The organism is Pseudomonas sp. GW821-FHT01E10 (assembly GCF_059422365.1).
In genome coordinates, this window is record NZ_JBWKWT010000022.1 from 40,149 (window position 1) to 65,107 (window position 24,959).

Annotated in this window: 12 protein-coding genes; 6 read left to right on the forward strand and 6 right to left on the reverse strand. The window is 61.6% G+C overall.

Annotation, left to right across the window (positions count from 1 at the left end; translation table 11 throughout):
- Window positions 1–2 precede the first annotated feature (2 nt).
- Both AC07V0_RS25940 and AC07V0_RS25945 read right to left on the reverse strand, forming a co-directional pair.
- Window positions 3–902: an SDR family oxidoreductase gene (locus AC07V0_RS25940; protein WP_086944676.1), complete on the reverse strand. Its 900-nt coding sequence runs from the start codon at window positions 900–902 to the stop codon at window positions 3–5.
- A 12-nt stretch (window positions 903–914) separates the two neighbouring features.
- Complete coding sequence (locus AC07V0_RS25945; RefSeq protein ID WP_457327301.1) at window positions 915–2,705, reverse strand: acyclic terpene utilization AtuA family protein; 1,791 nt, start codon at window positions 2,703–2,705, stop codon at window positions 915–917.
- 190 nt (window positions 2,706–2,895) lie between these two features.
- Between AC07V0_RS25945 and AC07V0_RS25950 the strand changes: the two genes are divergently transcribed.
- The 4 genes from AC07V0_RS25950 to AC07V0_RS25965 all read left to right on the forward strand — a co-directional run bounded on the left by AC07V0_RS25950 (window position 2,896) and on the right by AC07V0_RS25965 (window position 6,582).
- Entirely contained in the window at window positions 2,896–3,519 is a 624-nt protein-coding gene (locus tag AC07V0_RS25950) for a TetR/AcrR family transcriptional regulator (RefSeq protein WP_064616776.1), read from the forward strand.
- Between the two features lie 94 nt (window positions 3,520–3,613).
- Window positions 3,614–4,408 (forward strand): substrate-binding periplasmic protein, encoded by a 795-nt coding sequence (locus AC07V0_RS25955; RefSeq protein ID WP_102685632.1) that lies wholly within the window; start codon window positions 3,614–3,616, stop codon window positions 4,406–4,408.
- A 171-nt stretch (window positions 4,409–4,579) separates the two neighbouring features.
- Window positions 4,580–5,419, forward strand: a complete 840-nt coding sequence (locus AC07V0_RS25960) for a sugar-binding protein (RefSeq protein WP_086944678.1) — start codon at window positions 4,580–4,582, stop codon at window positions 5,417–5,419.
- 149 nt (window positions 5,420–5,568) lie between these two features.
- Complete coding sequence (locus AC07V0_RS25965; RefSeq protein ID WP_086944679.1) at window positions 5,569–6,582, forward strand: GNAT family N-acetyltransferase; 1,014 nt, start codon at window positions 5,569–5,571, stop codon at window positions 6,580–6,582.
- A 93-nt stretch (window positions 6,583–6,675) separates the two neighbouring features.
- On the opposite strand, the gene AC07V0_RS25970 is transcribed toward AC07V0_RS25965, so the two are convergent.
- Window positions 6,676–7,224, reverse strand: coding sequence for an RNA polymerase factor sigma-70 (locus tag AC07V0_RS25970; RefSeq protein ID WP_026286708.1), 549 nt, complete (start codon window positions 7,222–7,224; stop codon window positions 6,676–6,678).
- A gap of 380 nt (window positions 7,225–7,604) precedes the next feature.
- Here AC07V0_RS25970 and AC07V0_RS25975 point away from each other — a divergent pair, with 380 nt between their 5' ends.
- Window positions 7,605–20,588 (forward strand): non-ribosomal peptide synthetase, encoded by a 12,984-nt coding sequence (locus tag AC07V0_RS25975; protein ID WP_495020051.1) that lies wholly within the window; start codon window positions 7,605–7,607, stop codon window positions 20,586–20,588.
- An 80-nt stretch (window positions 20,589–20,668) separates the two neighbouring features.
- Window positions 20,669–21,493 carry an alpha/beta fold hydrolase gene (locus tag AC07V0_RS25980; protein ID WP_086944681.1) on the forward strand — a complete coding sequence of 275 codons (825 nt, stop codon included), beginning with the start codon at window positions 20,669–20,671 and terminating at the stop codon, window positions 21,491–21,493.
- A 67-nt stretch (window positions 21,494–21,560) separates the two neighbouring features.
- On the opposite strand, the gene dsbG is transcribed toward AC07V0_RS25980, so the two are convergent.
- Genes dsbG through dsbD form a run of 3 tightly spaced genes read right to left on the reverse strand, consistent with a single transcriptional unit; the run spans window position 21,561 to window position 24,903 of the window.
- Window positions 21,561–22,328 (reverse strand): thiol:disulfide interchange protein DsbG, encoded by a 768-nt coding sequence (dsbG, locus tag AC07V0_RS25985; RefSeq protein ID WP_018929978.1) that lies wholly within the window; start codon window positions 22,326–22,328, stop codon window positions 21,561–21,563.
- On the reverse strand, window positions 22,304–23,170 hold the full coding sequence (locus AC07V0_RS25990) for a TlpA disulfide reductase family protein (RefSeq protein ID WP_086944682.1): 867 nt from the start codon (window positions 23,168–23,170) through the stop codon (window positions 22,304–22,306). The genes dsbG and AC07V0_RS25990 overlap by 25 nt, the downstream gene beginning before the upstream one ends.
- Window positions 23,170–24,903, reverse strand: coding sequence for a protein-disulfide reductase DsbD (gene dsbD, locus AC07V0_RS25995; RefSeq protein ID WP_457327299.1), 1,734 nt, complete (start codon window positions 24,901–24,903; stop codon window positions 23,170–23,172). Before dsbD ends, AC07V0_RS25990 begins: the two co-directional genes overlap by 1 nt.
- Window positions 24,904–24,959 lie beyond the last annotated feature (56 nt).

Genomic DNA, 24,959 nt, shown 5'->3' on the forward strand with positions numbered 1-24,959 from the left:
GGTTATTCCTTGTCCTTCGGTTCGTCTGGTTTGGAGGCGTCCGGCCTGAGTACTTCAGGTAAATAGGCGCGGTGAAAGCCGTTGTACGAGTGACTGTTCTGCGCCTTGTGCATTGGCCAGGCCCGCCCGCCGAGGCTGGCGGCACCGTCGATGCGCAACGTGCTGCCGCTGACAAACGCCGCTGCCGGGCTGAGCAGGAACACAATCGCCGCGCTGATTTCCGATTCGGTGCCGATGCGCTTGAGCGGCACGTGTTCGCACAGCGTCGGAATTACCGCCCGGAACGCGCCTTCGTAAGTGTCCATGCCGCTGGACGCGACCCAGCCCGGCGCGACGGCGTTGACCCGCACGCCGGCGTAGCCCCATTCGAACGCGGCGGTCTTGGTAAAGTTGTCCATGCCCGAGCGCGCCGCGCCTGAGTGGCCCATGCCGGGCATGCCGCCCCACATGTCGGCGAGCATGTTGACGATGGCACCGCCGTGCTTGCTCATGGACTGATTGAAAACCTCCCGGGCCATCAGAAAACCACCCACCAGGTTGGTGCGCAGGATGGTTTCGAAACCTTTCTGATTGATCGACGCCAGCGGCGACGGGTACTGCCCGCCAGCATTGTTGACCAACCCATGAATCGGCCCGTGTTCGCGGATCAGCTCGCTGACCAGTTGCGTGACGGCGTCTTCGTTGCGGATATCGCAGACCTGCCAACTGGCTTTACCGCCGTCTTCGGTGATTTCGGCGCTGACCTTTTTCAATTTGTCGGCATTGCGTCCCACCAGCAGCACTTGCGCGCCGAGGGCCGCGAGCTCATGGGCGGTGCAACGACCGATGCCGCTGCCGCCACCGGTGACGATGATGGTTTGGCCGGTGAACAGATCGGGTTTGAAAATCGAGTCATAGGCCATGGCGACAGTCCTCTAATTGAACTGATCGGCGATGCGCTGGGGCACCGGAATCTGGATTTCCAACAGTTGTTGGGCGAACGCCTTGCCCTGCGGATCGATCCGCAGGCTGGCCACGCCACCGCCACCGAGTGCGTTCTCCAGAAGAAAATTAAAGCTCTGAGTGCCGGGTAAATACCAGCGTTCGACGCGTCCGTGGATCGGGTCGAGGACATGGCTCATCCAGTCGACCATCACCTCGGGTGTCAGTGCTTCGGCGATCCACGGCAGGTAGTCGGGGTGGCGGGCCATGACGCCGATGTTGCTGTGGTTACCCTTGTCGCCGGAGCGCGCCACGGCGAGTTTGATCAAGGCCACGCTGGCGTCGGCACGCTCTGTGGTTTTGGGTGGGTCGAACGGCAGCGGCAAGTCAGCTGGGTCGAGCGCATCGAGGGCGGGCAGGGCACACGGATGGCGCTCACCGGCAAGGTCGATCTCCAAGGTGCAGGCGGTTTTGTCGATCAGGAACGAAAACAGCCGGATCAACGGATACACCGTCGGCCGCCCGCCGACGATTCCCGTCAGCCCAGGCGCCATACCGGTGGCAGCCTGAGCGATTTCCCGGGAGAACAGAATCAAGGCCTGCTTGCTCGGATGGCGCACGGCGAGTTTGATCACCACTTCGCGGCTGTCCTGGCGCTGGCCGTGGGGGCCGTAAGTGGCTTCGCTGCCCAGCAGTTCGATGTTCACCTCGCTGTAGGGCGCCCAGCCGCGCTGGTTAAACATTTCCGAGGTCTTGTTGATGATCGCCTGGCTGACCCGTCGGGCCTTGGCCACGGCATCGATCCCGGCGATCAGGCAACTGGCGGTGCAGCGGAAACCGTCCGGGTACGTTGCGCTGACCTTGTACTGAGCGGTCGGCGGCAAGCCTTTCGCGCCATGCACCTGAACCGCGTTTTTGCCTTGTTGCACGAGTTTGACCTGGCTGAAATCGCACACTACATCGGGCAGCAAATAGGCCTGTGGGTCGCCGATCTCATAGAGCATCTGCTCGCCAACCGTCAGCGGTGTGACCAGACCGCCGGAGCCGTCGGGTTTGCTGACGATGAACTGGCTGTCGGCACCGACTTCGACGATCGGAAAGCCGATGTGTTCGTAGTCGGGCACGTCATGCCAATCGGTGAAATTGCCGCCGGTGCACTGGGCGCCGCATTCGATCAGATGCCCGGCCAATGCGGCCTGGGCGAGTTTGTCGTAGTCGTGCCACGACCAGCCGAACTCATGCACCAGCGCGGCGCTGACCACGGCGCTGTCGACCACGCGCCCGGTGATCACAACGTCGGCGCCCAGGCGCAGGGCTTCGACGATGCCCGGTGCGCCGAGGTAGGCGTTGGTCGACACGCACATCAGCGGCAGGGGGGCGCCACTGAACATCTCATGGATACCCAGGCTGCTCAGGTGTTTGAACTGCGGTTGCAGGTCGTCACCCGACAGCACGGCGATTTTCAGCGCCACCCCGGCCTTGTCGCAGGCTGTTTGCAGGGCAACGGCGCAGGCCTGTGGATTAACCCCGCCGGCATTGCTGATCACCCGGATCTGTTGTTTCGCGAGCTGCTCGAGGAGGGGGCTGAGGACTTCGATGAAGTCGCTGGCGTAGCCGGTGGCGGGGTCTTTCATCCGCGCCCCGGCCATGATCGACATTGTTATTTCGGCCAGATAATCGAACACCAGATAGTCCAGTCGCCCGCCCTCCACCAGTTGCGCGGCGGCGGTCGAGGTGTCGCCCCAGAATGCACTGGCACAACCGATGCGAATTGTTTTAGGCACAGTCAACTCCATAGCCACCTGCGACAGAAGTGCTTCGAGACTACCAAGCAAGCGCTTGGTTTGTAAACGCCTTGATTATCTTCTTCCCGAGCGCTTGCTTGGTCGCCCCCGCCAGCTTAAATTGCCCGCGCAACCCTGCTGTTTTAACGGGCAGCGGCGCATTTGATTGATCGACTGTAGGAGAGAACGGGTGGACGAGCAAAAAGCCCTGAGGGTGATGCGCGAATTGGTCGACAGCGGCCAATTGACCGACCCCGACAGCGCCCGCGGCAAACTGCTGCAAGTGGCTGCTCACCTGTTTCGCAACAAAGGTTATGAACGCACCACCGTGCGTGACCTGGCCAGTGCGGTGGGCATTCAGTCAGGCAGCATTTTTCATCACTTCAAGAGCAAGGACGAGATCCTGCGGGCAGTGATGGAGGAGACCATTCGCTACAACACCGCGTTGATGCGTGCAGCGCTGGCCGAGGCCGGCAATGTGCGTGAGCGGGTGCTGGCGCTGATTCGCTGCGAATTGCAGTCGATCATGGGCGGCAGTGGCGAGGCCATGGCGGTGCTGGTGTATGAGTGGCGTTCGCTGTCTGAGGAAGGCCAGGCGCAGGTTCTGGCGCTGCGCGATATTTATGAAGCCATCTGGCTGCAGGTGCTGGGAGAAGCCAAGGACGCCGGTTTTATCCGGGGCGACGTGTTCATCACCCGCCGCTTCCTGACGGGCGCGCTCTCCTGGACCACCACCTGGTTTCGCGCCGATGGCAGTATGAACCTCGATCAATTGGCCGATGAAGCGCTGATTTTGGTGCTTGAAGAACGGTAAGAGCCGTCTATCTCGGCAAGAAACTGGCTAAGTTGACGAAACCGCCTAGTTTGTATGCATTGGTGAGTATTTTTTTGGGGAGTGTGCTGTTTTGATGTCTTCATCAATTCGAATGGCGTCGCGGCTTTTGCTGGCGGCGCTTGTAGTGTGCTGGGTGTTGCCATCTCAGGCCGCGCAACAGGTGCGGGTCGGGGCCGCCCATTTTCCACCCTATACCGTGCGCCCGGAGTCCGGTGCCGACACCGGTCTGCTGCCGCAACTGGTGGAAGCGTTGAATCAGCTGCAAACCGATTATCAGTTTGTGCTGGTGCCCACCTCGATTCCCCGGCGTTTCAATGACTTCAAGGAAGGCCGGGTCGATATGGCCATTTTCGAGAACCCGGAGTGGGGCTGGAAGGACATTCCGCATACCGATGTCGACATGGGCCTGGAAGATGCAGAAATCTTTGTCGCGCAGAAGCAACCCGGTCGCGATGAGAACTACTTCAAGGATCTGGCGAGCAAGCGCCTGGCGCTGTACAGCGGCTATCACTACGAGTTTGCCAATTTCAACGCCGATCCCAAGTACCTGGCCGACACTTACAACGCCACGCTGACCTATTCCCACGACAGCAACCTGCTGATGGTGCTGCGCGGGCGAGCGGACATTGCCCTGGTGACACGCTCCTATCTGAGCGATTACCTGCTGCGCAACGAAAAAGTCGGCGAGCAGTTGCTGGTGTCGCAACGCATCGATCAGGTCTATCACCATTACGCGCTGATTCGTCCAGAGGCGCCGATTACGGGGGAAGCATTCGGCAAGTTGCTGCAAGGCCTGCGAAACAACGGCCAGATGCTGAAGATTTTCGATCCCTACAAAATTGCCCTGGTGCCGGTGGGCAAGCACTGACAGATAGAGTTTCCGGGGGCAGGGGGGGCGGACGACCATTCATCTGGTATTTATGTTTTGCTGTTCGAATGGTCGAATTGACAGTAGACGCTTCCCCTCACGTGGTCTTAGCTCCTTTCCTGTGTCCGACCCCATGGAGGGGTTGGCGCTCATTCAGAAAGGATTTCTGTCATGACAAACCCCGCGTTGGTTTCTCTCTCCTGTGTGCCCGCTCCTGTGGTGCCACAAGCCGTCAACGATGTACTCGTTCTGAAAAAACCTGATGATTCGGCCGGTGTCACGGTCGAGGTGGCGCGTTGGCCATTCATGGTGGTTAATCAAAAGACAACGCTGCATGTCTGCGGTCAACAAGCCGACGGCTCGCCAGTGATGCTGCGAGTGGCCGACGCCGAGCCCGTCACGCAACAAGAGTTCCAGGAGGGCTGGCGTCGCAATATTGCCTGGGCGTCTTTGCAGAATCTGAAAGACGGGAGCCATCTCGCGTTTGTTTTTCAGGCGGCGCTGGATGGAGGCAGTTGTGCTGGCCCGGTGCTGTTCCCGACATTGTGTCTTGAGGTTCAGGCGCCTTTTGACGATACAACGACCTTCTCGGAAAAAGACGGTACCAATGACTGGAATGGCTGGATGCGGGGGGAGGCTGCGGCTGATCCACGGGATCTCACCATCACGAGAGACGGGAATATCTACGTATTATTCGACAACACCTACACCAACAACTCTGCCGGCACGGTGTTGAAAAAGACCTTTCAGGGGCTGGAAGTGGGTCGGTCCTATGAGTTCGGGCTGACCGTGCGCAGGTGGAATGACAAATATTCAGTTCCAGTGCTGTCACTCACCAGCGGAGCGCAAGTCATTGCCCCCGCGACGGAAATTCCATCAATGGCCTGGGCGCCGCTCAAAGGTACGTTTACCGCGAGTGCATCACAGATGGAGTTGCAGATCGTTAACCATGTCGCCACCGGAAACGGCAATGACTATGCCTTCCGCGAAATCTGGGTCAGGTCGATCTAGCACCTGCGTAACGTCAATGGCCTGGAACTGATCCAGGCTGTGCATGCCACCGCGAATGCTGATTAAGGTTCGCGGTGTTTTTCGTTAAATTTCCATGCCCGGCTCACGTCACCTCAGTTAACTGTCGACGATTACCGTGAGCCCGACCCATGTCCAATCTGAATGACCTGACCGCCCTGGCCTTGCCGTCAGGCAACCGTCTTGTAGCCGATGAAACCGCAAGTCGCCTGAGCCTCAGTCTGGAAGGGCAGCCGCTGATCGAACTGCGGCTGACCCGTGAGCCCGAGTTGCATCTGTGGCTGGAGGAGTGCTTCGGCCGTCCTGACGGTCAAGCATTCTGGGCGGCCTGTTATTGGCTGTTTGCCCGTGATGCGCAGTGTCAGCGTCTGACCTGGCACCTCGATCAAGTGCCCACTGAAGCCTTGCTCAGCGGGTTGCTGATCGCGACCGATGTCAAAGGTCAATATCGCTGTGAACGCACACTGTTCTGGCAATTGCCTCAGCCTTGGCTGGGTGAGTCGTTGACCGGTAGCTATCCACAGCAGATGGTCATCAGTGACGGCAAGCGCCACCCCCTGCGTGCGGTGAAACCCCGTGGTGAGGTCTATCGGCGCTTTGATGCGCGGCTCGGTGCATGGGTTTCCCTGCGTACACTAGAAATCGAGCAGGATCTGGCGCGTTTCAACCGCTGGCAGAACAGCCCGCGGGTCGCGAGTTTCTGGCAGGAGGAGGGCAGTCTCGAGAAGCATCGGGAATACCTGAGCAAGCTCGAAGCCGACCCGCACACCTTGACCCTGATCGGTTGCTTCGATGATCAGCCGTTTGCCTACTTTGAAGCCTACTGGGCCAAGGAAGATCGCATTGCGCCGTTCTATGATGTCGCCGATTACGACCGTGGCATTCACATGCTGGTGGGTGAGGAAAATCACCGTGGCCCGCACAAAGTGGCGAGTTGGTTATCGGCGCTGGTGCACTACCTGTTTCTCGATGATCCGCGCACTCAAAGGGTGGTCGCCGAACCTCGCGCCGACAACGCGAAGATGATCGGGCATCTGCATAATCAGTGTTTTCACTGCGAGAAAGAGTTCGACTTCCCGCACAAGCGCGCGGCGCTGATGATGCTGGGGCGTGAGCGGTTTTTTGATCGGTGTTCGTTGGCTTGAGTCAGTCTTCGCGGGCAAGTCGGATCGCCGCACCGCTCGCTCCTACAGTGACAGGCAATATTCCCTGTGGAGCGAGGCTTGCCCGCGAAGCGTTTAACGACGGGCGAAGGTATCGGCACGATTGCCCGACACCTTGCGGCAATGCACCAGCGCATCACGAATCATGAAGTTCACCAGGGTCGGCGAGACGCCCAGTTCCTTGGCGATGTCTTTTTGCGGCACGCCATGCAGGCGGTACATCTCGAAGGCGTAACGGGTGCGGCTGGGCAGCTCCGTCAGTGCATCGGCAATGTTTTCCAGGGTCGAGAAATTCATGTGCGAGGTTTCCGGCGAAGCGCCCTGGATCACCACGTTCAGGCCTTCTTCTTCCGGGCCCGAATACTTCTGCTCCAGCGCCTGCTTGCGGTAGTGATCGATCGCCAGGTTGCGCACGATCTGGAACAGGTAACTGAGCTGCGCCTTGATGGACGAGGTGATCTGCGGCGCCGATTGCAACCGGAAGAACGCATCCTGCACCACGTCTTCGGCGCGGGATCGGCAGCCGGTAATGCGGGCGGCGATCTTGACCAGAATCATTCGGTTGTCGACGAAGGCCTGAAGTAGCGGTGAATCGCACCTGCTTGTGGATACTTGTTCCGTCATTGGAAATCACCTTGCTGCAAATAGGGTCGTGGGACGACAAGGGGGTCGGAGCCGTCCTACATATCGAGCGACAAATTATGTTGAATGATAATGATTGTCAATTGAGAAAGAGAATTAATGCTCCGTTGCGGTGCGGACCGAGAACGGCGACACGCTGACTCACCCACCGGCCACAAGCCTGCCGGCGCTCAAGCCCGGCGACTAATTATTCCAAGACCTCATCCGTTCTCATTGGTGAATGGCTGCGGGCGCAAACCCCGGCCAAAACAGCATTCCCAAGCCTTGCGCGGTCGGCGAAGACCGCGTCCTGCATGCCCGTGAACGGGCGTGAAATATGAAAACCGATTCCACTTGCAAGCCGAATTCAGGCAGGAAACCTCATGACCGACGCGTTCGAACTCCCCAGCACACTGGTCCAAGCCCTCCAGCGCCGCGCGGCCCTGACGCCGGACCGGGTGGCCTTGCGTTTTCTCGCCGAAACCCAGGATCAGGCTGTGGTGCTCAGTTATCGTGAGCTGGACCAACGGGCGCGAACCATTGCCGGCGCGTTGCAGGCCCAGGCGTCGTTCGGCGATCGCGCGGTGCTGTTGTTTCCCAGCGGCCCGGATTACGTCGCGGCGTTCTTTGGTTGCCTGTACGCCGGGGTGATCGCGGTGCCGGCCTATCCGCCGGAATCGACCCGTCGTCATCATCAGGAACGCCTGCTGTCGATCATCAGCGATGCCGAGCCGCGTCTGCTGTTGACCAGCGCCGACCTGCGCGACGCCTTGCTGCAAATCAACGGGGCGCCGCCGCTGCTATGTGTCGACACCCTCGACAACGCCCTGGCTGAATGCTGGGTTGCGCCGGACCTGCAAGGCGAGCACATCGCTTTCCTGCAATACACCTCCGGCTCCACCGCTTTGCCTAAAGGTGTGCAAGTCAGCCACGGCAACCTGGTGGCCAACGAACGATTGATTCGTCACGGCTTTGGCATCGACCTCAATCCTGATGACGTGATCGTCAGCTGGCTGCCGCTGTACCACGACATGGGCCTGATCGGTGGCCTGCTGCAGCCGATTTTCAGTGGTGTGCCGTGCGTGTTGATGTCGCCGGCGTACTTCCTCGGTCGCCCGTTGCGCTGGCTGGAAGCGATCAGCGAATACGGCGGCACCATCAGCGGCGGGCCGGACTTCGCCTATCGACTGTGCAGCGAGCGCGTCAGCGAATCGGCTCTGGAGCGCATTGATTTGAGCGGCTGGCGCGTGGCGTATTCCGGTTCCGAACCGATTCGCCTCGACACCCTGGAACGCTTCGCCGAGAAGTTCTCGGCCTGTGGTTTTACGTCGGACAGCTTCATGGCTTCTTACGGCCTCGCGGAAGCGACACTGTTCGTTGCCGGCACTCCGCGCGGTCAGGGCATTCCGGCGTTGCGCGTGGACGATCAGGCCTTGGCGCAAAACCGCGCCGAACCGGGCGACGGCAGTCCGGTCATGAGTTGCGGCATCAGCCAGCCGGATCATGCGGTGCTGATTGTCGATTCGGTATCGTTCGAAGAACTCGCCGACAACGCGGTCGGTGAAGTCTGGGTCGCCGGGCCGAGCATCGCCCATGGCTACTGGCGCAACCCTGAAGCCACGGCCAAGACCTTCGTCCAGCACGCGGGCCGCACCTGGCTGCGCACCGGCGACCTGGGCTTTTTGCGTGACGGTGAACTGTTCATCACCGGGCGCCTGAAAGACATGCTGATCGTTCGTGGTCACAACCTCTATCCGCAGGACATCGAGCAGACCATCGAGCGCGAAGTGGAGGTGGTGCGCAAGGGGCGTGTGGCCGCGTTCGCGGTCAATCTCGAGGGTCAGGAAGGCATCGGCATTGCCGCGGAAATCAGCCGCAGCGTGCAGAAAATCCTGTCGCCCGAGGCGCTGATCAAAGCCATCCGCCAAGCGGTGGCCGAGGCGTATCAGGAGGCGCCGAGCGTGGTGGTGCTGCTCAATCCGGGGGCACTGCCCAAGACCTCCAGCGGCAAGTTGCAACGTTCGGCCTGCCGCAATCGCCTGGCCGATGGCAGCCTCGACAGCTATGCGGTTTTCCCGTCGGCAGCGAACGAAAGTGAAGGCAGCAGCGAGTCGAGTTCAGAACTGCAAACCCTGATCGGCCAGATCTGGTGCGAGCAATTGCAGGTCAAGCAAGTCAACGCCGACGATCACTTCTTCCTGCTCGGCGGTAACTCCATCGCCGCCACTCAAGTGGTTGCTCGCCTGCGTGAAACGTTGGCTCTGGAGCTGAATCTGCGTCTGCTGTTCGAAGCGCCAACCCTCGGCGCATTCGCCGCCGCAGTCGCCCGGCAACAACAGGATGGCGGCCTCGCCCAAGGCGCGATCACTCAGCTGTCGCGTAACGAAGCCATGCCGCAATCCCTGGCGCAAAACCGTTTGTGGATCACCTGGCAACTCGACCCGCAGAGCAGCGCCTACAACATTCCCGGCGCCTTGCGCCTGCGCGGCGAACTGGACGAAGACGCCTTGCGCGCCAGTTTCCAGCAACTGATCGAACGTCACGAATCCCTGCGCACACGGTTTTTCGAGCGCGACGGTGTGGCCCTGCAACGGGTCGATGCTGCCGCTGAATTCAATCTTCAAGTGATCGACATCAGCGACGTGCCGGCCGCTGAGCGTGAAGCCCGCGCGCAACAAATCCGCGAGGACGAAGCGCGCACCCAGTTCGATCTGGAGAACGGCCCGCTGCTGTGGGTGACCCTGGTGCGCCTCGATGATGAGGATCATCAACTGCTGGTGACGATGCACCACATCATCGCCGACGGCTGGTCGCTGAACGTGCTGATCGACGAATTCTCGCGCCTGTATGCGGCGGCCTCTCAAGGCCAGGCCGCCAGCCTCCCGGCCTTGCCGACCCAATACGCCGACTACGGCAGTTGGCAGCGCCAGTGGCTGGCGCAAGGGGAGGGCGAACGGCAACTCGCTTACTGGAAAGAGCAGTTGGGTGATGAGCATCCGACCCTGAGCCTGGCCACCGACCACCCACGTTCGGCACAACACACCCACAGCGCCGCCCGCCACACCCTGCGGTTGGACGCGAGCCTGAGCAACGCGATTCGCCAGACCGCCCAGGCTCATGAGTCGACGCCGTTCATGCTGTTGCTCGCGGCATTCCAGAGCCTGCTGCATCGCTACAGTGGTCAGCGTGACATCCGCATCGGCGTGCCGAATGCCAACCGTCCACGCCTGGAAACCCAAGGGCTGATCGGCTTCTTCATCAACACCCAAGTGTTGCGTGCCGAAGTGGACTCGCGACTGCCATTCGTGGAGTTGCTGGCGCAAACCCGGCAAGCCGCATTGGGTGCGCAAGCGCATCAGGACCTGCCGTTCGAACAACTGCTCGAAGCTTTCCCGCAGGCCCGCGAACAAGGTCTGTTCCAGGTCATGTTCAACCATCAGCAACGGGATCTCAGCGCTCTGCGTCGTCTGCCGGGGCTGCTCGCCGAAGAGCTGCCGTGGCACAGCCGCGAAGCCAAGTTCGACTTGCAACTGCACAGTGAGGAAGACCGCAACGGACGTTTGAGCCTGTCGTTCGACTACGCCAGCGAACTGTTTGACGCGCCGGCCATCGAGCGTCTGGCCGAGCATTTCAGCAATTTGCTGCGAGCCATCTGCGAACGTCCGCAACAAGCGATCGGTGACCTGCAACTACTGACTACCGCCGAACACGCTCAGCAAAATGACTGGAGCGTTGCCCCCTGCAACCCGGCACAGCAGTGGTTGCCGGAACTGCTCAACGAACAAGTGCGCCAGACCCCGGAGCGCACCGCGTTGCTGTGGGACGGCGGCAGCCTGGACTTCGCCGAACTGCATACTCAGGCCAACCGCCTGGCGCATTACCTGCGCGACAAAGGCGTCGGCCCGGACGTGTGCGTGGCGATCGCCGCCGAACGTTCGCCGCAGTTGCTGATCGGTTTGCTGGCGATCATCAAGGCCGGCGGCGCTTATGTGCCGCTCGACCCGGATTACCCGGCCGAGCGCCTGGCCTACATGCTCCGCGACAGTGGCGTCGAGTTGTTGCTGACCCAAACCGAATTGCTCGACCGCTTGCCGGCCACCGACGGCGTCAGCGTGATTGCCATGGACGCCCTGCACCTGGAGAACTGGCCAAGCCATGCACCGGGTCTGCACCTGCACGGCGACAACCTGGCCTATGTGATTTATACCTCGGGTTCCACCGGCCTGCCCAAGGGCGTTGGCAACACTCACGCAGCGCTCGCTGAACGTCTGCAATGGATGCAGAGCACTTATCGCCTGAACGATACCGACGTGCTGATGCAAAAAGCCCCGATCAGTTTTGACGTGTCGGTGTGGGAGTGTTTCTGGCCGCTGATCACCGGGTGCCGCTTGCTGATCGCCGGTCCCGGCGAACACCGCGATCCACACCGCATCGCACAACTGGTTCAGCAATACGGCGTGACCACGCTACACTTTGTGCCGCCATTGCTGGCGTTGTTCATCGACGAACCGCTTGCCACTGAATGCACCAGCCTGCGCCGAGTATTCTCCGGCGGCGAAGCCTTGCCCGCCGAACTGCGCAATCGCGTGCTGGCGCAATTGCCGGCGGTGCAACTGCACAACCGTTATGGCCCGACCGAAACCGCGATCAACGTCACCCACTGGCACTGCACAACCGCCGATGGCGAGCGCTCGCCGATTGGCCGGCCATTGGGCAACGTGCTGTGCCGGGTGCTCGACAGTGACCTAAACCCGGTGCCGGCCGGCGTGCCGGGTGAACTGTGCATCAGCGGTATCGGTTTGGCTCGGGGCTATCTGGGCCGTCCGGGGCTGACCGCTGAGCGTTTCGTGGTCGATCCACTGGGCGAGCAGGGCGCGCGTCTGTACCGCACCGGCGACCGTGCGCGCTGGACCGCCGATGGCGTGATCGAATACCTCGGTCGTCTCGATCAGCAGGTCAAGCTGCGCGGTTTTCGTGTCGAACCGCAAGAGATCGAAGCGCGGCTGTTGGCACAATCCGGCGTCGCCCAAGCGGTGGTGCTGGTGCACGAAACGGCGGTCGGCGGGCAGTTGATCGGTTACTACACCGCCACTGATTCCACTGAAGACCTCGACACTCAAACCGCACGCCTGAAAGCCGTGCTGGCCGCCGAGTTGCCGGAATACATGGTCCCGGCGCAGCTGATGCGTCTGGACCAAATGCCCCTGAGCCCGAGCGGCAAACTCGATCGCCGCGCCTTGCCGGAACCTCAGTGGCACGTCCGCGAGCACGTTGAACCGGTCACGGCGCTTGAGCAACAAATCGCCGGCATCTGGCGCGAGGTGCTGGGCCAGACGCAGATCGGTCTGCGCGACGACTTCTTCGCCCTTGGCGGCCACTCGCTGCTGGCCACGCAAATCATCTCCCGTACCCGTCAGGCCTGCGACGTCGAGTTGCCGTTGCGAGCGCTGTTCGAGGCCAGTGAGCTGGGCGCGTTTGCCGAGCAGGTTCGCTTGATCCAGGCCAGCGGCAAAACCAACCGGCAGCCACCGATCGAGAAGGTCGACCGCCGCCAACCGGTGCCCTTGTCCTATTCCCAGCAACGCATGTGGTTCTTGTGGCAGATGGAACCGGACAGCCCGGCCTACAACGTCGGCGGCATGGCGCGGTTGCGCGGCGTGCTGGATGTCGGGCGTTTCGAAGCGGCGCTGCAAGCGCTGATCATGCGTCATGAAACCCTGCGCACGACGTTCCCGAGCGTCGACGGCGTGGCCCGGCAACAGGTGCATCCGGACACCGGTATGCGCATGGACTGGAAGGATTTCTCCGCACTGGCGGCCGATACCCGTGAGCAGCGAGTCCAGCAACTGGCCGACAGCGAGGCGCACACGCCTTTCGATCTGGAAACCGGACCGTTGCTGCGCGCCTGCCTGGTCAAGACCGCCGAGCAGGAACATTACCTGGTGCTGACCCTGCACCACATCGTCACCGAAGGCTGGGCGATGGACATCTTCGCCCGGGAACTCAGCGCGCTCTACGAAGCCTTCGTCGATGACCGCGAATCGCCACTGCAACCCTTGCCGGTGCAGTACCTGGATTACAGCGTGTGGCAGCGTCAGTGGCTGGAATCCGGCGAACGTCAGCGCCAGCTCGATTACTGGACCGCGCAACTGGGCCGCGAACATCCGCTGCTGGAATTGCCCGCCGATCGTCCGCGTCCGCCGGTGCAAAGTCATCAGGGCGAACTGTTCCGCTTCGACCTCAGCGATGACCTCGCGGCACGGGTTCGTGCCTTCAACGCAGACAACGGCCTGACCCTGTTCATGACCATGACCGCCGCCCTGGCCGTGCTGCTTTACCGCTACAGCGGCCAGACCGACCTGCGCATTGGTGCGCCGGTGGCCAACCGCATTCGTCCGGAAAGCGAAGGGCTGATCGGCGCGTTCCTCAACACCCAAGTGCTGCGTTGCCAGCTCGACGGGCAGATGTCCGTGGGCGAGTTGTTCGAGCAGGTTCGCCACACGGTGATCGAAGGCCAGTCCCATCAGGACCTGCCGTTCGATCACTTGGTCGAAGCCCTGCAGCCACCGCGCAGCGCCGCTTACAACCCGCTGTTCCAGGTGATGTGCAACGTGCAGCGCTGGGAGTTCCAGCAGAGTCGCAACCTGGCCGGGATGACCGTCGAGTACCTGGCCAATGATGCGCGAGCGACCAAGTTCGACCTCAACCTGGAAGTCACCGACCTCGACCATCGCCTGGGTTGCTGCCTGACTTACAGTACCGATCTGTTCGACGAGCCGCGCATTGCGCGCATGGCCGGGCACTGGCGCAATCTGCTGGAAGCGTTGCTGGCCGATCCGCAACAGCGCTTGAGTGAACTGCCGTTGCTCGACGCCACTGAACAGCAAAACCTGCTCGACAACCTCGGCATCGAGCCGGGTGAGCATCGCCTCGATCAATGCATCCACCAGCTGTTCGCTGAGCAGGCGCTGGTGCGCATGGGCGCACCGGCGCTGACGTTCGCCGGGCAAACCCTGAGCTACGCCGAGCTCGACAGCCGCGCCAATCGTCTGGCCTGGATGCTCCGTGAGCGCGGTGTCGGGCCGCAAGTGCGGGTCGGCTTGGCGTTGGAACGTTCGCTGGAGATGGTCATCGGCTTGCTGGCAATCCTCAAGGCGGGCGGCGCCTATGTGCCGCTGGACCCGGAATACCCGCTGGATCGCCTGCACTACATGATCGAAGACAGCGGCATCGGTTTGTTGCTCAGCGATGCGGCGATGTTCGCAGCACTCGGTGAATTGCCGGCCAGCGTCGGTCGTTGGTGCCTGGAAGACGATGCCGCGGACCTGGCCGATTACCCGGCCAGCGAGCTGCCGTTTATCAGCTTGCCGCAGCATCAGGCGTACCTGATTTACACCTCGGGCTCGACCGGTAAACCGAAAGGCGTGGTGGTGTCCCACGGTGAAATCGCCATGCATTGCCGCGCGGTGATCGAGCGTTTCGGCATGCGCCCCGATGATTGCGAGTTGCACTTCTATTCGATCAACTTCGATGCCGCGACCGAGCGTCTGCTGGTGCCGCTATTGAGTGGTGCGCAGGTGGTCCTTCGCGCTCAAGGCCAGTGGGACGCGCAGGAAATCTGCGGGCTGATTCGTCGCCACCACATCAACATCCTCGGCTTCACCCCAAGCTACGGCAGCCAGTTGGCGCAATGGCTGGCGACCCAGGGCGAAACCCTGCCGGTGCGCATGTGCATCACCGGTGGCGAAGCCCTGACTGGCGAACACTTGCAGCGGATTCGCGCGGCGTTCAAACCGAGCCTGTTTTTCAACGCTTACGGCCCGACCGAAACTGTGGTCATGCCGCTCGCCAGCCTGGCCCCCGAGCAATTGGAAGAAGGGCTGGGCAGTGTGCCGATCGGCAGCGTGATCGGCGCTCGGGTGGCGTACATTCTCGACGCCGATCTGGCGTTGTTGCCACAAGGCGCGACCGGCGAGTTGTATGTCGGCGGCGCTGGTCTGGCGCAGGGTTATCACCAGCGTCCGGGGATGACCGCCGAACGCTTTGTCGCTGATCCTTTTGCCGCGAACGGCGGACGCTTGTACCGCACCGGCGACCTTGTCCGTCAGCGCGTCGATGGCCTGGTCGAGTACCTCGGCCGTATCGACCATCAAGTGAAGATCCGTGGTTTCCGCATCGAACTGGGCGAGATCGAAACCCGTCTGCTGGAACATGAGTCGATCCGTGAAGCGGTCGTGCTGGCGCTCGATGCGCCGAGCGGCAAGCAACTGGTGGGCTATCTGGTTACAAACGTGGCCGAGCAGGATGAAGCGCAACAAACTGCACTGCGCGAAGCGTTGAAGGCGCACCTCAAATCTCAGTTGCCGGATTACATGGTGCCGACGCACTTGATCCTGCTGGCCAGCATGCCGCTGACCGCCAACGGCAAACTCGACCGTCGCGCACTGCCGGCACCGGACCCGGAGTTGAATCGTCAGCAATACGTGGCGCCGAGCAACGAACTTGAGATGATCCTGGCCGGCATCTGGTGTGAAGTGCTCAACGTTCAACAGGTCGGCCTCAACGACAACTTCTTCGAACTGGGCGGCGATTCGATCCTGTCGATCCAGGTGGTCAGCCGGGCGCGGCAGCAGGGTATCCACTTCAGCCCGCGCGACCTGTTCCAGCACCAGACCGTGCAGACGTTGGCTGCGGTGGCGACTCGTACCGAGCAGGTCACCGCCGAACAAGGTTTGCTCACGGGTGAATCGCGTCTGACGCCAATTCAGCACTGGTTCTTCGACACCGAAATCCCGCAGCGTCAACACTGGAACCAGGCGTTGCTGCTGGAACCGACCGTGGTGCTGGAGCCGCATCGCCTGGAGCAAGCGCTGTTGGCGGTGATCGAGCAGCACGACGCCTTGCGCCTGCGTTTCACCGAAGTCGCTGGTCATTGGCAGACCGAGCATCAGGCAGTTTCCGACGCTGCCGTGCTGTGGCAAGTGCAGGTGCCGACGATGGACACATGCGCGGCACTGTTCGCCGATGCCCAGCGCAGCCTCGACCTTGAACAGGGGCCGCTGATGCGGGCGCTGCTGGTCGATGATCCCGAGGGGCAACAACGGTTGTTCATTGCCATTCACCACTTGGTGGTGGACGGGGTGTCGTGGCGGGTGCTGCTGGACGATCTGCAAACGGTTTATCGTCAACTGGACGCAGAACAGTCAGTAAAACTGCCAGCGAAAACCAGTGCCTTCAGGGACTGGGCCGCACGGTTGCAGGCTTATGCCGGCAGCGAATCCTTGCGGGAAGAATTGAGCTGGTGGCAGGCGCAGCTGGCCGGCCCAAGCGCTGAATTGCCGTGTGATCGGCCTCGGGGCGGGCAGCAGAATCGTCACGCACAAACCGTCAGCGTGCGCCTCGATAGCGAGCACACCCGGCAACTGTTGCAACAGGCGCCGGCGGCCTATCGCACCCAAGTCAACGATTTACTGCTGACTGCGTTGGCCCGTGTGTTGTGCCGCTGGAGCGGTCATGGGTCGGCGTTGATTCAACTCGAAGGCCACGGCCGCGAAACCCTGTTCGACGAGATTGACCTGACCCGCACCGTCGGCTGGTTCACCAGTGCTTATCCACTGCGCCTCACTCCGGTGAGTGAGCAGGGTGCGTCGATCAAGGTAATCAAGGAGCAACTGCGCGCGGTGCCGCATAAAGGCCTGGGGTATGGCGTGCTGCGTTACCTGGCCGATGGCCTGTGTCGGCAGACCATGGCCGCGCTGCCGCTGGCGCCGATCACCTTCAACTACCTTGGCCAGTTCGACCAGAGCTTCGGCAGCGATGCGCTGTTCCGTCCGCTCGATGAACCGGTGGGTGCGGCCCATGATCCGCATGCGCCGCTGCCCAACGAACTGAGCATCGACAGTCAGGTGTACGGTGGTGAACTGGTGTTGCGCTGGACCTTCAGCGCCGAGCGCCACGACCGGCAAACCATCGCCGACCTGGCGCAGGCGTATCTGGATGAATTGCACAGCCTGATCCAGCACTGCCTGAGCGACAACGCGGGCGGCCTGACACCGTCGGACTTCCCGCTGGCCAAACTGACTCAGCCGCAACTCGACGCGTTGCCGGTTCCGGCGGCGATGATCGAAGACGTCTACCCGCTGACCCCGATGCAGGAAGGCATGTTGCTGCACACCTTGCTCGAACCGGGCACCGGCCTCTACTACATGCAGGACCGCTACCGCATCAACAGCGAGCTCGACCCGGTGCGTTTCGCCCACGCCTGGCAAGCGGTGATCGCCCGTCACGAAGCCTTGCGCGCCTCGTTCTGCTGGAACGTCGGCGAAGACATGCTGCAAGTGATCCATAAACCCGGCAGCACGCCGATCGAGTATCTGGACTGGAGCGCGGTTGCCGAAGCAGAGCAAGAGCCGAAGCTGCAGGCGCTGCTGAAAAGCGAGCGCGAGGCCGGGTTCGATCTGCTCAACCAGGCACCGTTCCATCTGGGTTTGATCCGCGTCGGCGCGGCGCGCTACTGGTTCATGATGAGCAACCACCACATCCTCATCGATGCCTGGTGCCGTTCGCTGCTGATGAACGACTTCTTCGAAATCTACACCGCCTTCGGCGAAGGCCGGCAAGCGCAACTGGCCGTGCCGCCGCGTTATCGCGATTACATCGGCTGGCTGCAACGCCAGAGTCTGGCCGAGGCGCGGCAGTGGTGGCGGCAGAACCTGCAAGGTTTCGAGCGCACCACGCCGATTCCGAGCGACCGGCCGTTCCTGCGTGAACATGCCGGCGACAGCGGCGGCATGATCGTCGGCGACCGTTACACAAGGCTTGATCCCCGGGATGGCGCACAATTGCGCGAACTGGCCCAGGCCCATCAGTTGACCGTCAACACCTTCGCCCAGGCAGCGTGGGCGTTGGTGCTGCGTCGCTTGAGCGGTGAGCGCGACGTGCTGTTCGGCGTCACGGTGGCCGGGCGTCCGGTGGACATGCCAGAGATGCAGCGCACCGTCGGGCTGTTCATCAACAGCATCGCCCTGCGGGTGAAAATGCCCGAGGACGATCAGCGCTGCAGCGTTCGTCAGTGGCTCAGCGGTTTGCTCGACAGCAACATGCAACTGCGCGAATACGAGTACCTGCCGCTGGTGAGCATTCAGGAAAACAGCGAGTTGCCGAAAGGCCAGCCGCTGTTCGATAGCCTGTTCGTGTTCGAAAACGCCCCGGTGGAAGTCTCGGTGCTGGACCGTGCGCAAAGCCTCAACGCCACCTCGGATTCGGGCCGCACCCACACCAACTTCCCGTTGACCGCGGTCTGCTATCCGGGGGATGACCTGGGTTTGCACCTCTCCTACGACCAGCGTTATTTCGACGAATCCACGGTCGAGCGCATGCTCGGTGAGTTCAAGCGACTGTTGCTGGCGCTGGTCGAAGGATTCCATGGTGACATGGCTGATCTGCCGCTGTTGGGCGCAGAGGAACAGGACTTCCTGATCCACGGCTGCAATCAGAGCGAACACGACTATCCGCTGGAGCAGAGCTATGTCTCATTGTTCGAAGCGCAGGTTGCCCGGCATCCGCAGCGGATCGCCGCCAGTTGTCTCGATCAGCAACACAGCTATGTTGAGCTGAACCAGCGCAGCAACCGTCTCGGCCATGCCTTGATCGCTGCAGGCGTCGGCCTCGATCAACCGGTGGCGCTGCTCGCCGAGCGTAATCTCGATCTGCTGGGCATGATTATCGGCAGCTTCAAGGCCGGTGCCGGTTACCTGCCGCTGGACCCGGGCCTGCCGAGTCAGCGCCTGAGCCGGATCATTGACCTGAGCCGCACGCCGTTGCTGGTCTGCACCCAGGCGTGCCGTGACCAAGCCGTCGCGCTGCTGGAGGAATTCGGATGTGCCAACCGGCCTCGATTGCTGGTCTGGGAAGACGTGCAGGCGAGCGACGTTTCGGTGGCCAATCCGGGTGTCTACAGTGGCCCGGACAACCTCGCCTACGTGATCTACACCTCGGGCTCCACCGGCCTGCCGAAGGGCGTGATGGTCGAGCAGCGCGGCATGCTCAATAACCAGTTGAGCAAGGTGCCGTACCTGAAGCTGAGCGACGCCGATGTGATCGCCCAGACCGCTTCGCAAAGCTTCGATATTTCGGTCTGGCAGTTCCTCGCGGCGCCGTTGTTCGGCGCTCGGGTGGACATCGTGCCGAACAGCATCGCCCATGATCCCCAAGGCTTGCTGGCCCACGTCCAGAGCCAGGGCATTAGCGTGCTGGAAAGCGTGCCGTCGCTGATTCAGGGCATGCTCGCCCAGGACTGCATGAGCCTCGATGGCCTGCGCTGGATGTTGCCGACCGGTGAAGCGATGCCGCCGGAACTGGCGCACCAATGGTTGCTGCGTTACCCGCAGATGGGGCTGGTGAACGCTTATGGCCCGGCGGAATGCTCGGACGATGTGGCGTTCTTCCGCATCGACCTGGCCTCGACCCGTGGCAGTTATCTACCGATCGGTACGCCGACCGACAACAACCGTTTGTACTTGCTCGATGGCGCGCTGGAGCTGGTGCCGTTGGGGGCGGTGGGTGAGTTGTGTGTGGTCGGCACCGGGGTCGGGCGCGGTTATGTGAGCGATCCGTTGCGCACGGCGCAGGTGTTTGTGCCGAACCCGTTCGGTGCGCCCGGGGATCGGCTGTATCGCACCGGTGACCTGGCCCGTCGGCGCAGTGATGGCGTGCTGGAATACGTCGGGCGTATCGATCATCAAGTGAAGATTCGCGGGTACCGCATCGAACTGGGTGAAATCGAGGCGCGTCTGCATGAACAGCCGGAAGTCCGCGACGCGGCGGTCGGGGTGCAGGAGGGCGTCAACGGCAAGCATCTGGTCGGCTATCTGGTGGCAGCGGATTCGGCGCTCAATTCGAACGAACGACTGGAGCGGATCAAGCAGCGCCTGCGTGCCGAGTTGCCGGAATACATGGTGCCGCTGCACTGGTTGTGGCTCGACAAGCTGCCGCTCAACGCCAACGGCAAACTCGATCGCAAGGCCTTGCCGGCACTGGAGATCGGCCAGTTGCAGAGCCAGGACTATCAGGCGCCGGGCAATGAGCTGGAGCAGACCTTGGCGGATATCTGGGCCGAAGTGTTGAAGGTCGAGAAGGTTGGCGTGCGTGACAACTTCTTCGAGCTGGGTGGGCATTCGCTGCTGGCCACGCAAATTGCCTCGCGGGTACAAAAAGCCCTGCAACGCGACGTGCCGCTGCGGGCGATGTTCGAGTGCAGCACGGTGGCGGAACTGGCCGAGTACATCGATGGGTTGGCGGCGAGCGACATTACCGAGGAGAAGGTGGATCGGTTGAATGACCTGATGGCGGAGCTGGAGGGCCTTTAATCCGGGTTGACTGCCGAGCCCACGCGGCTCAGGCTTCCCGTGGTTTTTTAATGGATCCTATTTCACCAGGGAGACAGTCGATGCCCTTCGTAACGGTTGATGGACAAGCGCTTCACTACATAGATCAAGGCACGGGCCCGGCGGTATTGCTGGCCGGGAGCTACCTGTGGGACCAGGCCATGTGGGCACCGCAGATTGCGGCGCTGTCGCAGCGCTATCGGGTCATTGCACTGGACCTCTGGGGCCATGGCGAATCCGGGCGGATGCCCGAGGGCATGACGTCGCTGGATGACGTGGCGCGTCAGGCACTGGCATTACTCGATCATCTGGACATCGATCGCGTCACGCTGGTCGGTCTTTCGGTCGGTGGCATGTGGGGCGTTCGCCTGGCACTGTCGGCGCCGCAGCGGCTCAACGGGTTGGTGCTGATGGACACCTACGTTGGTGTCGAACCGGAACCGACTCGTCAGTATTACTTCTCGCTGTTCAAACAGATCGAAGACAGCGGTGAGATCTCGCCGCAACTGCTCGACATTATTGTGCCGATCTTCTTCCGTCCAGGCATCGATCCGCAGTCGGCTTTGTATCAGGATTTTCGCGCCAGGCTGGCTGCATTGCCAGTCAACCGGCTGCGTGAAAGCATCGTGCCGATGGGACGGATCACGTTTAGTCGTGATGATTTGTTGCCGCGCCTGGCTCAGCTGAACCCTGAAACCACACTGTTGATGTGTGGCGACCAGGACAAACCGCGGCCGCCGTCGGAAACCAGAGAAATGGCTGAGTTGATCGGTTGCCCGTATGTGCTGGTGCCGGAGGCGGGGCATATCTCCAGTCTGGAGAACCCCGAGTTTGTCACTGAGGCGCTGCTCAAGTTTCTGGCCGACAGAAATCCGTGTAGCGCTTGATTAAAAAGATCGCAGCCTTCGGTGGTGCCCACAGGCGCGTAGGGCGAAGGCTGCGATTTTTTGATCTTTATTTGGGCCCGAGAATCTTCAGCAACTTGTCCGGCGACGGCGCGCCTTGCTGTTGTTGCAACTGGCCCTTTTCATCCATGTAGAAAATCGCCGGGGTGGCGGCCAGTTCCAGGTCTTCCATCAACTTCATGTTCGCCGCCAGTTTCGCCTGAACCGCCGGTGGTACGTCCTTCAAGGCCTTGAGCGAGCTGCCCTTGCCGGATTTCTCGTGTTCTTCCAGGGCTTTCTGCGGGTCCTTGGCGGCCAGCAGCGCGGCGGATTTGCCGGGGCTGTCTTCGCGAATGATACCGACCATGATGTGCCGCAGCTGCACCTTGCCGGCCTGGACCCACGGCCGTGCCTGTTCCCAGAACATGTTGCAGTACGGGCAGTTCGGGTCGCTGAACAGGTAGACGACCCGTGGTGCGTCCTTATTGCCGTCACCGATCCAGCTGCTTGCTTCCATCTTGCCCCAGACTTCCTTGGCCATCGGCGCGTAGACCAGTTTCTGCAACGGTGCGCTGCTCAGGTCATTGCCGTCGGCGTCGTACAGATTGCCGAGCAGCACATGTTTGCCGTCCGGGGTCAGGTACAGCGTCATACCGCGGTTCTGGTACTGCGCCGCGTAACCGCGCAGGCCATCGGGCGCGTCGAAGGTGCCGACGATTTTGGCGCCCTTGGCTTCGATCTTCTTGATCGCTTCAGGCAGTTCTTCGGCCTGTACCGACGGCAGGTGTAGCAGGGCAGCACCCAGGGTCAGTGTCAGCAGGTGGCGGAGGCGGAGCATGGCAATTTCCTTGAAGGCGTGGCCGAGGTGGCCGGGTTCGGGGTGTCGAAGTGTTCCAGGGCGCGGGCCAGGCTGGCTTCCGACAACTCACCCAGGTGACTGCCCAACAGATACCCGTTGGGGCTATAGAACAGCGTAGTCGGCAATGCCATGGAACCCACGGCATGGCTCAATCGACCGCTGCCATCGAACAGCACGTTGGTCAGGCTCAGGCCCTGGGTTTCGAGGAAAGTGGCGACGCTCTGCATGCTTTCGCTCTGGTTGACGAACAGGAAGGTCAGGTCCGGGCGCTGTTGCTGGGCGTTCTCCAGCACCGGCATTTCCCGGCGGCACGGCGGGCACCAGGTGGCCCAGAGGTTGATGACCAACGGGCCACCCTGGTAATCGCTGAGTTGGATGGTCTGGCCGGCAGCATTGCGCAAGGTGATCTGCGGCAGGCGCGTGCCTTGTTCGTAAATACTCAGGGAGAAACTCGCCAGCAGCCAGAACACCAGGCCGCAGGCCACGCCAAAGCCCAATGGCCGACGCAGGCCCGGTTGACGCCAGCCGCGGTACAACGCCGCCAGCAAGAGCACGACCACCCCCGGCCAGGCGAGAAAACCACCGTCGCGCAGGTCGATGATCTGCCACGGATCGTTGCGATACTGTGCCCAGTAGGCAATCACGAAGCCGACCCGGGCCGCCAGCATGCCCAGCAGGAACAGGCTGAACAGCACCGATTCCGGGTTCTCGCCGCCACGCTTGGCCACCCGCCAGCCGACAAACGTCGCCAGCGCCAGGGCACTGATCAGCAGCAAATGGTTAAGCGCGATGGCAAAGGTGCCGAGGGTAAAGGTCAGCATTAACGAGCGTCTCGGGTGGTGGTCCAGCGTTGCAGGAAAGTGCCGGCATCGACCTCGCCGGTGATGCGCTGGCTGCGACGCTCTTCGCCGTCGGTGCCGATCCACAACAGGCTCGGCGGCCCCGGCACTTTATAACGGCCGAGCAGTTCGCGGCTGGCGGCATTGTCGGCGGTGACGTCCAGCCGTAGCAAGCGCACATCGCTCAGCGCATCCAGCACCTGGGGTTTGCCGAAGACCTGTTTTTCCATGACTTTGCACGACACACACCAGTCGGCGTAATAGTCCAGCAGCACCCATTGGCCCTGGGCCTTGGCGGCGTCGAGCTCACGTTGCAGGGACGCGGGCTCCTTGATCGTAGTGAATGCATCGTGAGCGCTTGGCGAGACAGCGCCGGTACGACCGGCGCTGTACACCTGCAACGGCTGATACGGATCGTCACTGCCGCCCGCCGCACCGACCACCAGCAGGCTGCCCCATAACCCCAGCAGCAGCGAACTGGCGCCGAACAGGTGGGCAACGCGGCCAAATCCCTGGGACTGCTGCCAGGCGCTGTAGGCGGCGATCAGCAGCAAACCGCCACACAAACCGAGCCACAGCGATTCATCCAGCACCGGACGCAGCATCAGCAAAGCCGTGGCGAGAAACAGGAAACCGAACACACCCTTGAGCAGGTTCATCCAGGCGCCAGGTTTAGGCAGGAAGCGATTGCCGACGGTGACCAGCAGCAACAGCGGCACACCGATGCCGATGCCCAGGGCGAACAGAATCAACCCGCCGTGCAGCGCATTGCCGCTCTGGGCGATATAGAGCAGGGCGCCGGCCAATGGGGCAGTCATGCACGGCCCCACCAACAGACCGGACAAGGCCCCAAGCACACCGGCGCCCATCAGGTTGCCACCGCGCTGGCTGCGTGAAACATGTTCCAGCCGATCCCGCACGGCCACCGGCAATTGCAGTTCAAAAAAACCGAACATCGGCAAGGCCAGCAGCACGAACACCGCCGCAAAGCTGCCTAACAGCCATGGACTCTGCAACAGCGCTTGAAGGTTCGCGCCAAGCGACGCCGCCAGAACACCCATCGCCGCATACACCAGCGCCATGCTGATCACATAACTGCCGGCGAGGGCAAAACCGCGTTTGGGCGTGGCACCACTGCCAACGATCAACCCCGCCAGAATCGGCAGCATCGGCAACGAGCAAGGGGTGAAGGCCAGCAACAGGCCCAGACCAAAGAACACCAACAAGCTCCAGCCCAGCGCACGTTGTTGCAGGCCGCTGGCCAAGGCTTGGTCCGGCGCTTCGCTGGCCGCAGATGCAGTAGCCTTGCCGCCCAGGTCCACGATCTGGGTTTGCGGCGGATAACACAAACCGGCATCGGCACACCCCTGGAAACCCACCTTGATCTGACCGGTGGCTCCCGCCGGAATCTTCAGCTCCAGGCCTTGGCGATAAACCTCTTGTTCGCCGAAGAACTCATCGCTGTGTGCTTCGCCGTCAGGTAATACCGGGTGCTGTTGCGCAGACAAACCCTCGAAATTCAGGCGTTTCTGATAAAGGTAATAACCGTCGGTAATCTGCCAATAGAGCTGTGTTTCACCTGATTCGAGGCGTTCGGAGGTAAAGGCAAAGGCCTTTTCCACTGGCAAGAATTCAGGTTTGGTGTCGAACGGATTTATCCCTGCCTGGGCTACACCCGAGATCAAGAGAACAAAAAATAGAAACAGTCGACGCATGGGTAAGCCTTATCCCTGTGCAAGTTGACTGCACAATGGGTGGCGGCGATTAACCG

What these genes read in the sequence shown, in the direction of transcription:
- dsbG (WP_018929978.1), bottom strand. Translation starts at nt 22,328, where the DNA reads ATGCTCCGCCTCCGCCACCTGCTGACACTGACCCTGGGTGCTGCCCTG.
- AC07V0_RS25965 (WP_086944679.1), top strand. Translation starts at nt 5,569, where the DNA reads ATGTCCAATCTGAATGACCTGACCGCCCTGGCCTTGCCGTCAGGCAAC.
- AC07V0_RS25990 (WP_086944682.1), bottom strand. Translation starts at nt 23,170, where the DNA reads ATGCTGACCTTTACCCTCGGCACCTTTGCCATCGCGCTTAACCATTTG.
- AC07V0_RS25940 (WP_086944676.1), bottom strand. Translation starts at nt 902, where the DNA reads ATGGCCTATGACTCGATTTTCAAACCCGATCTGTTCACCGGCCAAACC.
- dsbD (WP_457327299.1), bottom strand. Translation starts at nt 24,903, where the DNA reads ATGCGTCGACTGTTTCTATTTTTTGTTCTCTTGATCTCGGGTGTAGCC.
- AC07V0_RS25970 (WP_026286708.1), bottom strand. Translation starts at nt 7,224, where the DNA reads ATGACGGAACAAGTATCCACAAGCAGGTGCGATTCACCGCTACTTCAG.
- AC07V0_RS25980 (WP_086944681.1), top strand. Translation starts at nt 20,669, where the DNA reads ATGCCCTTCGTAACGGTTGATGGACAAGCGCTTCACTACATAGATCAA.
- AC07V0_RS25975 (WP_495020051.1), top strand. Translation starts at nt 7,605, where the DNA reads ATGACCGACGCGTTCGAACTCCCCAGCACACTGGTCCAAGCCCTCCAG.
- AC07V0_RS25960 (WP_086944678.1), top strand. Translation starts at nt 4,580, where the DNA reads ATGACAAACCCCGCGTTGGTTTCTCTCTCCTGTGTGCCCGCTCCTGTG.
- AC07V0_RS25955 (WP_102685632.1), top strand. Translation starts at nt 3,614, where the DNA reads ATGTCTTCATCAATTCGAATGGCGTCGCGGCTTTTGCTGGCGGCGCTT.